The sequence below is a fragment of the Acinetobacter sp. Lyrl_1 genome (assembly GCF_051948795.1).
Classification (GTDB): domain Bacteria; phylum Pseudomonadota; class Gammaproteobacteria; order Pseudomonadales; family Moraxellaceae; genus Acinetobacter; species Acinetobacter towneri.
In genome coordinates this window covers 14,419-27,973 of record NZ_JAYJLK010000035.1, presented here as the reverse complement: position 1 = coordinate 27,973, position 13,555 = coordinate 14,419, and the positions used below count along the sequence as shown (strand labels likewise).

The following is a 13,555-nucleotide window of genomic DNA, read 5'->3' as shown; positions in this document are numbered from 1 at the left end:
TAGCTTGCGCCCCTATTTTTAAATCAGTTAGGCAAGCTGAAATATCACAATCTATGCTGTTTTAAATGTCATTCATTATTAGATTGAAATTTTACGCATAAAAATAAGGGCTGAATAATCAGCCCTTATTTGATCTTGCTTATCGCTCAACACTCGAACAAATCATAGATTTGCTCTTGCGTTTGCTTTTCCTAACTTAGGTCAACTGAGCAGCAGCAATTTTCTTGGTGTCTACATTCGCAGCAGCGTCTGTGTAGCTTTCCATCTGGTCAAAGTTCAAGTACTTGTAGATGTCAGCAGACATGCTGTCGATTTGAGAAGCGTACTGTTGGTATTCTTCTGGTGTTGGTAACTTACCAAGTACCGCTGCAACAGATGCAAGCTCAGCAGAAGCTAAGTAAACGTTTGCACCTTGACCTAAACGGTTCGGGAAGTTACGTGTAGAAGTAGATACTACAGTTGTGTTCGGTGCTACACGTGCTTGGTTACCCATACATAATGAACAACCTGGCATTTCTGTACGCGCACCCGCTTTACCGTAAGTGTTATAGAAGCCTTCTTCCATAAGTTGACGCTCGTCCATACGAGTTGGAGGCGCTAACCATAGACGAGTAGATAAAGAACCACCAGGAACTTTGTCTAATAACTTACCAGCAGCACGGAAGTGGCCGATGTTTGTCATACAAGAACCGATGAACACTTCATCAATTTTGTCACCTTGAACGTCAGAAAGAAGTTTTGCATCATCTGGGTCGTTCGGGCAGCAAAGGATTGGTTCTTTGATGTCTGCAAGGTCAATTTCATACACTTTAGTGTATTCTGCGTCAGCATCAGCTTTAAGAAGTGATGGGTTCGCTAACCATTTTTCCATGTTCTCAACACGACGAGCCATAGTACGCGCATCGCCATAACCTTCAGAAATCATCCACTTAAGCATGGTGATGTTTGAACGAAGGTATTCAGCAACTTTCTCTTCAGAAAGTGTGATAGAACAACCTGCAGCTGAACGCTCAGCAGAAGCATCAGACAATTCAAATGCTTGTTCAACGGTTAAGTCAGTTTCCATTTCTGTTAAGTCGATTTCTAAGATACGACCAGAGAAGATGTTTTTCTTACCTTTCTTCTCTACAGTTAAGTCACCTTCTTTAATTGCGTAGTAAGGAATCGCATGTACAAGGTCACGTAAAGTGATACCAGGCTGCATTTTACCTTTGAACTTCACAAGTACAGACTCAGGCATGTCAAGTGGCATAACACCAGTTGCTGCAGCGAACGCTACAAGACCAGAACCCGCTGGGAAAGAAATACCAATTGGGAAACGAGTATGCGAGTCACCACCAGTACCTACTGTATCTGGAAGAAGCATACGGTTTAACCAAGAGTGGATAATACCGTCACCTGGACGTAAAGAAACACCACCACGGTTCATGATGAAGTCAGGAAGCGTGTGTTGCATTTGAACGTCAACTGGTTTTGGATACGCAGCTGTGTGACAGAAAGATTGCATTACTAAGTCTGCAGAGAAACCTAAGCAAGCTAAATCTTTTAATTCGTCACGTGTCATTGGACCTGTTGTATCTTGAGAACCAACAGTAGTCATCTTAGGTTCGCAGTAAGTACCTGGACGAACACCTTGACCTTCTGGAAGACCACAAGCGCGACCTACCATTTTTTGAGCTTGAGTGAAGCCTTTGCCTGTGTTTTCAGGTTGTACTGGAGTACGGAACAAAGTAGATGGTGCAAGACCTAAAGCTTCACGCGCTTTAGCTGTCAAACCACGACCAACGATCAAGTTAATACGACCGCCTGCACGTACTTCGTCTAGAAGCACTGGAGTTTTAAGTTCAGATTCAGCGATTTGTGCGCCGTCTTTGAACGCTGTTACTTTAGCAGCAGCATGGTCGATTTTAAGAGTGATTTCATCACCCATGTTCATGTTAGAAACGTCGATTTCTACAGGTAAAGCACCCGCATCTTCCATTGTGTTAAAGAAGATTGGCGCAATTTTACCGCCTAAGCAGTAGCCGCCATCTTTTTTGTTTGGAATGTGCGCGATTTCATCACCGAAGAACCAAAGTACAGAGTTAGTTGCAGACTTACGAGAAGAACCTGTACCAACAACGTCACCCACGTAAGCAACTTGGTTGCCTTTCGCGATAAGGTCTTTGATTTGGTTTAATGGACCAACTTCACCAGGAACTTCTGGGTTGATGCCATCACGTACGTTTTTCAACATTGCATTTGCGTGCAATGGAATGTCTGGACGACTCCATGCGTCTTGTGCAGGTGACAAGTCGTCAGTGTTGGTTTCGCCAGTAACTTTAAACACTGTAAGTTTGATTTCTTCAGGTACATCTTTACGGCTAGTGAACCATTCAGCATCAGCCCAAGATTGTAAAACTGCTTTCGCGTTTTCGTTACCTGCTTTTGCTTTGTCTGCTACGTCATGGAACGCATCAAATACAAGCAAAGTATTTTTCAATGCTTCAGCTGCTAAGCCAGCCAATTCAGCATTGTCTAAAAGCTCTACTAAAGGTGCTACGTTATAACCACCAAGCATTGTACCTAGTAAGTAAACTGCGCGCTCTTTAGAAACGAGTGGAGAGGTTGCTTCACCTTTTGCTACAGCAGCTAAGAAAGCAGCTTTAACGTATGCCGCTTGGTCAACACCTGCAGGTACACGGTTTTCAATCAAATCAACCAAATAAGCTTCTTCGCCTGCTGGTGGATTTTTTAATAATTCAACTAATGCAGCTGTTTGCACATCATCAAGTGGCTTCGGTGGGACTCCGAGTGCGGCACGTTCTTCAACGTGTTGGCGGTAAGCTTCTAGCACGGTGTTATTCCTCTTTTTTAAAAAATTATTTGTGAATTCCTGCTTTTAAAGCATCACAAACAATATGGACTGCAAAATTTTACTAAACTTCAGGTTAAAAGTTAATGCAACTAGAGTGTTTCTTTGTGATGCCCATTATTTTATAACTAAATGATGCGCATATTGTTCAATTTACAGGCAAAACACGACTTAATTTTAACTTTGTCTGTATGTACACTAACTTTTCGCCTAAAGTTTAACTCGTAAAAAAGCAACGCTCATGTTGCCTGTTCTAATGAATGAATGATATTCCACCTTAGTGTACTGTCGTAGCTTGAAGATAGTGCTGTAATTGTTCACGACTACCTTCAAACTTGAGTTGAATTTCATCTTCATGCAGCATGCAATGTTCTGCACTGGTAAACGAAATTTGAACTTGATATATCTTTGCAGGTGCATCAATTTGCTGACGTAAATACACCCGATCACCTAAACTTAAAACATAATGACTGCCGCCAATCACTGCGACACCTTGTTCATCTTCTAAGAGCAAATCTGCATTATGCAGGTAAGCAACCACTTCCATTATGCGCTCCTACTGTTGTTGTTATCTTTTTAATTATTCATGAAAAGGATAAGCTTTGCCAGTTTTAAGATTTAGAACTTGTCACAATTTATTTGTTGATTATTTTAGTTTTAGACGTTTGATTTACTTAGGCTATTTCTTGGTAAAAGACAGTAAAACCTTAAAACATATTTCGATTTTAATTCATAAAAAAACCGTTCTTTTAGAACGGCTTGTAATCAGGCATTTTATCATGCGGTGTCGCGATACATTTTTCAGTAAATTGCGTACGGACTTTTTCACGTGCCGCATCAACATCACCATTAATTTCTTCAAGTGGCAATGCATAGACTTGCTCAATAATCTCTAAAATAAAATTACGAGTAATGTCATCTTCAATTTTATTGGCATGCTCAATCGCACGTTCTTTTTCAATCGCATTTTGACGATCTAGCATGATGGTACGCGCAGCATTGCCAACACTTCGGCAATAGCCTTGCCATTGTTCTTCAGGGGTTAAGGGTTTCTTTTCTGCACAGCCCATTAATGCAAGCACTGCAGTCACCACCAAAATCTTTTTCATTGAAGCTCTCCTGTTGTGCTTATGATAATCAAAAGTTTGCATAAATACGAAACTATCCATGTACAAGCTTAAAAAATGCGCTCTGATTGAACGCATTTTTAAGTGAAGTTGCCGTTAGAAGCGCCAGTTATAGAAAATATCCACGGCGCGTTCTAAAGCTTGACTAGCTTCCAAATACAGTCGTTTATTCATTTGATAACGCAAAGTCAACTTATTGACAGGTGTGAAAACCCCCACGCCATAACGAATAAACAAGTCTGGGGTGATATAACCCGTCAAACTGACTTGGGTATCATCGCCTGTACCTTGGGCATCAAGTGCCAAACCACTTAAACCGAATGTACGTCCAATTTGATTGGTCAAGGCACGTGTACCACCCAATCCCATACTAATACCTGCCGCTGCAATAGTATTGTTGACGTCTGACTTAAAGCTTTCGGTCTGACTCAAACCACTGGTACCTTCATTGATACGACCTGTAATCAAAGCATTTAATGCTTCTTGTTCAGATAAGCCTGCATCGTTATACACTTGAATGTTCGGACTGCTGGCTGTGCCTGTAACTCTAAAGCCGACCATGCTGCCCTGTACATTTTTATTGGCATCCATATCTAAAGTTGGGTTAGAAATTGGGCCATTAAAACGCGCAATGGCACGGTTCAAATCCAGACTTTGTCCATAGGCTTCAATTTTCACACGCTGGCTGACCCCAATCGCACCATTGGCACGCATCGCAGTTTCTAAACCACGTTGAGATAAATACAAACGTCCAATCAGTGGAATACGGCTATTAAAACCTTGGAAAATGACCCGATCACCCAAATTCAATTCAAGATCGGCACGAATATCCCATGGACGAGCTGAACGTAATAATGCCAGTTGATCTTGTCCTTCATGTACCACACGCACATCCGAAGACACGTTAACCACAGGTGCAGACACTTCAGGCATAGAAATTAAAGCCCGAGGTACATCTACACGTCCTTTTAAACTCAGTTTTTTCTGGAAAGGTAAAACATCTAAGGATACATCTGGCGTAATCATTGCAGTAATTAGCGGTGCTTGACGAATTAATAAGTCTTTACCGTTTAAATTTAACTGAATACGCGGATCATTTTTCCAATCCACACTGCCCGTTAAACGCCCTACACCACCACCGCTGTTAAATGCGCCATTAATGCTGGCTTGATCTTGGCGGATAGAGGAATAGACCTGCACATTGGTCAGATTTACAGGTAACGAAATCATGCTGATCGCACCATCTTTCAGGCGCATTTCACCTGTGAGCAATGGTGAAGTTAAAGTCCCATTGATCTTGCCAGCAAAGGACAAAATGCCTGCCATTGAGCGCACATCGGCAATAAACGGTTTAAAAACTTTAAGTTGTACCTGATCAAAGGCAATTTCACCGCGCATTGGCATGTTTTTAGTGTAAGGATCAATCAGCACATTGGCATAACCTGTACCAATTTCAGGTGTTTTCACATCTATGCGTAATTTCAAGCCTTCGGCAATGCTTTTTGCGACCACAGCCACTTGTTCATAGCGCAAGGTTGAGCCTATATCTTGTGGATCGTCCGCAGCAAGTCCAATGACGCCATCACGCGTGACCAAATGTGCATCAATTTTTGGCTTCTGTCCTTTTGCCCACGCCGCTTTGGCATACCCATTAACCTTGCCTGTAATCGCCAAACCTTCAGGCATAAATGCAGAAAAGTCATTTAAGTCTAAGTTTTGAGTCACAAATGATGCATTGGCTTTGGTTTTACTCACACGAATAGGTTGATCAAAACACAATTGGCTTTGCTGACTCATCCAACAATGCGCACCAACATACAACTCACTGGTTCTATGTTGATAAATCACGGCTGCGTTTTGGCGCTGTGCCAAGTGGGTTCTTAAGGAGTCAAAATCTCCTTTCTGAATTTGTCCCATCCAATCATTTTGTGCATTTAAACCACCCGCCAATTGTACATAAAACTTACTCAGCTTATTTTCGGCTTCTAGTTTTAAAATATGTGCCTGACGTGTACCTGCTAAAGAAATCTGCCCTTGCTCGATGCCACGGTTGCCACTGCGTAAATTTTCCATGGATGCCGTCATCAGCGTTGGCGTATTTTCAGAGGTTGGCAATTCACCTTGTAGGCGCAATTTACGCACGCTGAAAATATTATTTACACTGAACTGATCAACAGCGAAATTGGCAGTGGCTTGTAAGCGTGGCTGCGACTGCACATTGATATAGCCATACGCACGTCCACGTAAACCTGAATAGATTTCGTATAAAGCAGGCGCATTGACTTTAATACGCAGATTTTGTGCATTCCCCGTTGCTTGTAACTGATTTTTGGCATAAGACAAAAATAGATTATTGGCTTCAAACTGTTGTGGTAAAAAGCCTTTTTGATTAGCATCAATCAACATGGCTAAATTCCCCGTACCACGTACAGGTTTATTATTGAGCATGCCTGCCAAATTCAGACGTTCAATGTTGATCCGTTTTTGAGTGTCTGACCAAATACCTTGAGTGCGAATATTGCCCGATAATTCACCACGTACACTGGACACAAAATAGTGCGGCTTAAAGCGAATTAAAGAAGCGTTTAAATTCCAGCTCACCCCCTGATTCAAATGCAGCAAACCATCCGCCACAATTTGCCCTGCAACACCATTATGGCGTAAGTCGCTAATTTTAATTAGTTCCGGCGTACCCGATAATTTTAGTTTTAAATGTCCTTCACTGCCTTGAATGGCACTGGCATTTAACCCACCATCATAATTCACGGCAAAACTTTTAAAGCCACCACCAGCTTTCACATTATGGAACAATAAAGCGATGGTGCTTTGCCCAGTTAAATGTACGTTTTCATTTTGATTGACCAAACGCCCTGTCAAATTAATATCTTTCAAATGAATAATTTGCTGATTCGGCAATGCAAAACCATTGGCTTTAAACTGCCCATTTAACACATTAACAGGTGCTGCGGTGCTGATACTTTGCGGATTAAAGTTTTTCGCAGCCAATACCGCATTCCATTTCAACTGACGTTTATCAGTTGGTAAATCAATGACGGCGCTGCCTGCCAAATGACTATCTGCAGTATCAAATTTAAAATTAGGAATATTTAAACGATTATTCTTTAAATTCAATTTGGCTTGGTACATGCCCGCAGGTAACATGGTTTTTTCATGTGTGCTGACTTTACTCGCCACAAAAATATCTTGCTGACCTTCTACCAAGGCCAATTGCACATCACCCGATTCACTTTTCAACCAACCCACATACGGCACAGCACGGTCTATGTTGTTCCAGCGTACATCAAGCAACATCGGATTTGCCGCTTTGCCCTGCGCAGGTTTTTGATCGAGTTTTAAATTCCAAGTTTCATATTGGTCAAAATCGACTTGTGCAGTTAAGTGTGTGCCTTTTTCCAAATGACCTTTAGATGCTAAATTGGCATCTAAACTTGGCGGTAAAAAGTCTTTGACCACTTGAGGAATTAGTGGATCTTTAGGATTAATTTTATCCAGACGTCCTGTTAAATCCCAATTGACTTTTTTATCCCAACTGACAATGCCCGCTACATTGGCAGCACCTTGCATAAGTTGTGCATTTAAATTACTGATATTCAGTTGATGAACTAAATCGGTATACATCAGACCTGTATATTGACCTTTAGGGATGTGTTTACCGCTCAAATCCGTATTGACATCAATATCTAAACGCTTGATATCGCCTTTAAATTTAGCTGCACCTGCTTGGGTAAAAAGTTCCTGCTCGGTCAAAATAGGCCAACGGTAGTTTTTAAATTGTAACTCACCAAACATTGGCACTTGCTTACGCATTGGATGCAACACTACCCATCCCGTGAGCAAATCAGGCGTATTTGTTGCAACACCCGCCTGAATCGTGTCGAGTGTGCCTTTACCCACCACTTTAATATCGTGAATATTTAAGCTGTTATGTAAAGATGGAATATTTAAATCACCCACCACATTAAGCGGATATTTACCTTCAAATTTCATATCGCCTGTGGCATTGCGTACATTCAAATATCCCATATCCATATTGGAATCTTCAAATTTCAGTTCTGTACCTGACCATAAGGCATTATTTAAATGAATATCGTAAAAATCGACCTGCGTACCAGAAGCGGTTTGAATCAATAAATGATCGACATCGGCAGTGTCTAAACGCAAAACAAAAGGTAGGCGAATTTCATTGAATTTGAATGGATCATCACTCGGCGAGCCTTTCGGATAAATCCGCAGATTACGCACATCGGCACTGTTGAGATGGATTTCTTTATCTAAAATCGCACGCCAACCAAGAATGACATCGGCACGGTCAATTTTGACATCAACAGGCTTTAAACTGACGATGATATTGCGCAGAATAATCCCACGCCATAAATTACCGCCTTCATATTCATAATGAATTATTTCTTGGCGCTGCAATACGCTGTCTAATAAGAACTTTGAGCCACGGTCTGTTGAGAACATCACCACCAAAGCGGACACCAATAAAACCAGCATCAACAGCAGTGACAGTAAAACACTCCTGAGTATTCGACGCTTTTTAGGTGGCGTTACTGGAGTTTCTGGTTGCTGTTCAACTTCAGCCATAATGTTCTCTAAGTCTTAAATTTATAGTTGAGAGCCAATAAAGAAATGTAAACGGATTGGATGGTTATCATCTGAAATACCAGAAGCCACATCAATCCGAATTGGGCCAATTGGTGATGCCCAACGTACCCCCAAACCTACGCTATATTCGGTGTCGTTGCTAAAGTCTTTATCGTAAGCATTACCAAAATCACTAAATACTGCTGCGCGCCACCCCTCTTTAAATTGATAGTTATATTCTAATGAACCAACCGCCAAAGCCTGACCTCCAATTTTAAAGCCTTCAATTTGTGGTGTTAAAGACTTGTAGTCAAAGCCACGTAAAGACTGGTCACCACCAGTAAAATAACGCAAATTATAAGGCACTTTATTAAAATCTTCGGTGTAGATATAACCTAAGTCACTGCGTCCGACAAACTGATGATCGTCATTTTCACCCAATGAATAAATAAAACGCCAACCTGCATTTAGAATGGCTAAATCTGCATCGCTGAGCAGTGATTCACTCCCCAGTTCTATTTTATAAATTTGGCGGAAACCTTTGCTTGGGTTAACACGACGGTTACTGTCGGTACGTGAAACTTCATAGCCAAGCAATAACGATTGTTGCTCGACATCACCATTGGCAATAAAGGCATCAGGCACTTTTTCCAAAAATACAGTGCCATCTTCAGTTAAGCGATCCAGTCGATAACGCAAGCCAAAAGTATGTTGCCAACTGCCCATTGGGTTTTTAATCACACGGTCTACACCTGCAACCGCAGATTCAATCATCAAGCCGCCACCTTGTGCAACATCGTCACGTTCTTCACGCTCATAACCGCCAACCAACGCGACATAATCATTCAAGGGATGGTTATAAGGAATATTATAACGTCCATCAATGGCTTGACGAATTTGTGAAAGCTCCAAGTTGGCATCGAAAGAGTGACCACGTTTATTGACAATGGCACGGCGATATTGCCCACGCAAACGCACGCCTGTGTCAGTTCCAAAACCTGCACCGACTTCGGCACTATTTAAGCGGTCTGCATTTAAAGTCACAATCACAGGAATTTTTTTGTCGATACGTGCTTGCTGTTTTAAGCGTTCTTCTTCCGATTGTTTATCTTCTTGCTGTGCTTGTAGTATGCGCAGTTTATCGTTGCTAGTACCTTCTTCTGTGCCTGCAAACTCAGCCTCATTCACCACAGATTGTGTCACTTCCTGAGATGATACCACCCGTTTTTGATCGGCTGCTGTGGCCTCGTAAACAGAGAGTTTTTGTTGATCAACCAAAGCCTGAATATCTGGCGGCAATTCCAAAGGATGCTCTACAGGATCAGGGCGAATTGTATCCACCAAGGTGTAGTTAAAATAACGTGAGTTGGTGAGGTTGTTGGCCAAACCATTCACACGCCAAAAAGTATAGTCAGCATTGTCCTGCCAAGTGACCAAACTTTGCAGAATATCCATATCCAAAGGGAATTCTTGGTTTGGATCGCTCATGCGAAATTCGACGTTACCTAGTTTATAACGCTCGCCTGTTTCGTAACGTAAATTGATATCGGCTGTATTTTGAGGTTGAGCGACTTTCACGTCATGCAGACGCCAGTAACTGTCAAAATAACCGTTATCTGAAGCCGCATCGGTAATTCGTTTTTTGGTTTGTTCATACAAACCATGATTAAACACATCATCTACTTCTTGATCAGGCAAGACACCAATAACCTGAAATTGTGCCTCGTATTGTCCTTCGCCTGTAAATTCAATATTTTGCTGTTTAATCTTCACAGGTGGATTTGGCACAACATGCACTCGCACGCGGCTATCGCTGAGTTTTTCAAATTTAAACTCGGCATTATAAAAACCCACCGCTTGCGCAGCCTGATTTGACAACGTACGCAGTTGCGGCAATGCCGATGGAAAATCTGCAAAAGACTCCTGGGTAAAACTGGACAGTTTGGCCTTAATATTGGCACTTAACTGATCTACCGCTGTACGATAAGCATCGGGCGACACTTCTCCAATTGAGTCTTGTGTACCATTAGCGCTATTTGCGGTAATGACTACATCAGCACTAATACGCGGCACTTTGGCTGTGTTTAGCTCACGCGGTGGACGGACTTTATACAATAAACGTCTGAAAAAACCGGGTTTATCGGCATTTTCGACCTGCGTCATCCAACCCAATTCAGTCAAGGTGCCTGAAGGATTGGCTTCCACTACAAAATTTCTGTCTGCCTGAATGCTTGTCATGAGTTGATCAACATTTACAGGCGCTTGATCAATTTGTAACACCTCCTGCTGTGTCGCATCTTGCACCAATGTTTCAGGCTCTTGACCATTGCGGTCTAGCATCGCTTCTTGTTTAGCTTGTTGGGCTACTTGAAAAATTTCATTGGCAAGTTGCTGATCTACAGGTGCAATGGGTAAATCTTCTAAGTCTTCAAACTCGATAGGCTGAAACTCAGCAAAAGATGCCCCTGCCTGTTGTTGCTGTTGCAGCATTTCTAGACTATTAAATTCAGGCGTTTGTGTTTGCTCTAAAGCTTCTTCAATTTTTTGCAGATCTTCGGCACTGTCTTTTCCTTGTGCTGCTGCCAATTGTTTAATTTCTTCAGCTAAATTTTGTGCTTCTTCTGTAGTTGGAGTCTGCAGTGATGTAGGATTTTCAGCGAGTTGGGTGTTGGAGTTAGATACCTTAAGACTTTCTGCAAAACTTGAGGATGCAACTAAACCTAAAAACAGACTTAGTCCGAGCTTTTTCGGCATATTCCAGCATAAAATTGCATGCATACTGGAACACAGTACTGATTTTTTAAAGTTTGTATTTACAAGCATAAAAAACTCTAAACTGATTTAATTTTTTGGATAAACCCCAATCAACCCTCGTATAAACACTATTTGTTTGATTTTTTCATTAGTGAAATACTTGAAACATCATACATGATTTTCTGTACAATTATATCAAGTGGTCACATTTCTTAATAAAACTAAACGAAGTTAATCACGCATGAAAAAAAATGAACATTTGTTAAAGAGTCGTCGCTTTTTGCCGATGTTTCTCACTCAATTCTTTGGCGCACTCAATGATAACGTATATAAACAAGCGCTGCTTTTGGTCTTTACCTATGGATTGATTAGCCAGCAATCTGCAAATGTCAGCACCCTGAACAATTTGGCTGCCTTGCTGTTTATTTTGCCCTATTTCATTTTTTCTGCCACCGCAGGACAGCTAGCAGACAAGTATGAACGCGCCCAATTGGTACGTGCCATCAAATTGCTGGAAATTATTATCATGCTGATTGCGACTTCAGGTTTCTTGTTAGGAAGTTTGTGGTTGTTGCTGACTGCCCTTTTTCTAATGGGGGCACAATCGACCTTTTTTGGTCCAATTAAATATGCCATTTTGCCTGAAGTACTCAAACCGCATGAACTGATGTCGGGGAATGCAATTTTCCAGTCAGGTACATCCATTGCAATTTTATTGGGGATGATTTTAGGCGGTGCAGTGATTTCGGTATCTGCAGGCAATTTAGTCTGGATTAGCTTAACTGTGGTGATTATTGCACTAATTGGTTATGCCTCAAGTCGTTTTGTGCTGACGCAGCGCGTCACGGCACCCGACATTCAAATTGACTGGAATTTTTTCCGTACCAGTTTCCAGACTTTAAAATATGCCAAAAGCCTGCCGATGATTTTTCTAATATTATTGGGCAATTCTTGGTATTGGTTTTATGGGGCAACGTATTTAACCCAAATTCCACAGCTCACTCAACAAAACTTGCATGCTTCTGAAAATGTGGTGAGTTTATTACTGACACTCTTTTCTGTCGGTATTGGCGTAGGTTCTTTGCTCTGCCGTAAAATAGGCGGTACCGAGGTCAATATTAAAATGGTGCCTATTGGCGCAGTCGGTTTAACCGTCTTTGCTTTTTATTTGGCAGGCACATTGGCTTTTGTACCAGAAAAAACAGGCGCACTACTGGGCTTAGCCGAAGTCTTTCAGCAAGGCTGGAGTTATTATCATGTCATGTGTGCAGTCACTTTACTGGGCATTAGTGGCGGTTTTTACATTGTGCCCTTGTATGCCATGATGCAAGCCTATTCCCCTCGCTCGCACCGCGCACGTGTGGTCGCAGCCAACAATATTTTAAATGCGGTATTTATGGTGTCATCTGCCATTTTTTCGATTTTAATTTTAAGCATTTTAAAAATTGATTTAAAAATTTTATTTAGTATTACGGCTGTTTTAAGTGCTGTTTTCACCTTTTGGCTCTTGTTAAAGCTCAAGCCAATGTTAGATACTGCACAGGACTCTTTGGAGGATTAATTTCATGCGTCATTACACAGGCATCGACAAGTTTATTCATTCATTTGACCAAGCCTTACGTAGTTTAGTACCTGGCACAACTTCGGCTCAACGTGAAAACCCAGGCAATACGGTTGAAACCAAATTGGCTGTGAGTGAAGCACGTCATGTTGCAGGCTTAATGCGAGTAAACCATAGTGGTGAAGTCTGTGCACAAGCCTTATATCACGGTCAGGCTTTAACTGCGAAATTGCCCAATGTACGTCGTGAAATGGAACAGGCTGCAATTGAAGAACAAGACCATTTGGCGTGGTGCGAAGACCGCTTAAAAGAGTTAGACAGTCACACCAGTTTGCTTAATCCTGTATGGTATGGCTTGTCTTTTGGGATGGGTGCAATTGCAGGTATTGCGGGCGATAAATACAGTTTGGGTTTTGTGGCAGAAACTGAACGTCAAGTCAGCTTGCATTTAGAACATCATATTAGCCAATTGCCTGAACAAGATGATCGTTCACGTAAAATTCTAGTCCAAATGAATGAAGATGAATTGCATCATCGCGATACGGCGCTCAAAGCAGGTGGTGTAGATTTGCCTGTACCTGTACGTTTGACCATGACTGCGATTTCCAAGCTCATGACCAAGACCAGTTATTATATTTAATGAATTGATAA

The 13,555-nt window shown here is 41.6% G+C and carries 7 protein-coding genes; 2 read left to right on the top strand and 5 right to left on the bottom strand.

Annotated elements, in window-relative coordinates:
• Window positions 1-196: 196 nt before the first annotated feature.
• The 5 genes from VF675_RS10755 to VF675_RS10735 form a co-directional block, all read right to left on the bottom strand.
• Window positions 197-2,836 (bottom strand): bifunctional aconitate hydratase 2/2-methylisocitrate dehydratase, encoded by a 2,640-nt coding sequence (locus VF675_RS10755; RefSeq protein WP_096900892.1) that lies wholly within the window; start codon window positions 2,834-2,836, stop codon window positions 197-199.
• 295 nt (window positions 2,837-3,131) lie between these two features.
• A complete protein-coding gene (locus tag VF675_RS10750) occupies window positions 3,132-3,401 on the bottom strand; it encodes a hypothetical protein (RefSeq protein WP_004973220.1) in 270 nt (89 codons plus the stop codon).
• A gap of 202 nt (window positions 3,402-3,603) precedes the next feature.
• Window positions 3,604-3,963, bottom strand: coding sequence for a hypothetical protein (locus tag VF675_RS10745; RefSeq protein ID WP_004973219.1), 360 nt, complete (start codon window positions 3,961-3,963; stop codon window positions 3,604-3,606).
• Window positions 3,964-4,077: 114 nt separating this feature from the next.
• The gene (locus VF675_RS10740; protein ID WP_440205214.1) at window positions 4,078-8,589 is read right to left on the bottom strand and encodes a translocation/assembly module TamB domain-containing protein; all 4,512 of its coding nucleotides are present in this window, start codon (window positions 8,587-8,589) and stop codon (window positions 4,078-4,080) included.
• Between the two features lie 21 nt (window positions 8,590-8,610).
• Window positions 8,611-11,412 (bottom strand): BamA/TamA family outer membrane protein, encoded by a 2,802-nt coding sequence (locus tag VF675_RS10735; protein WP_440205213.1) that lies wholly within the window; start codon window positions 11,410-11,412, stop codon window positions 8,611-8,613.
• Between the two features lie 172 nt (window positions 11,413-11,584).
• Between VF675_RS10735 and VF675_RS10730 the strand changes: the two genes are divergently transcribed.
• Together VF675_RS10730 and coq7 are read left to right on the top strand one after the other, a co-directional pair.
• Window positions 11,585-12,904, top strand: a complete 1,320-nt coding sequence (locus tag VF675_RS10730; RefSeq protein WP_440205212.1) for an MFS transporter — start codon at window positions 11,585-11,587, stop codon at window positions 12,902-12,904.
• A 4-nt stretch (window positions 12,905-12,908) separates the two neighbouring features.
• Window positions 12,909-13,544 (top strand): 2-polyprenyl-3-methyl-6-methoxy-1,4-benzoquinone monooxygenase, encoded by a 636-nt coding sequence (gene coq7, locus VF675_RS10725; RefSeq protein ID WP_004973212.1) that lies wholly within the window; start codon window positions 12,909-12,911, stop codon window positions 13,542-13,544.
• Window positions 13,545-13,555: the final 11 nt, after the last annotated feature.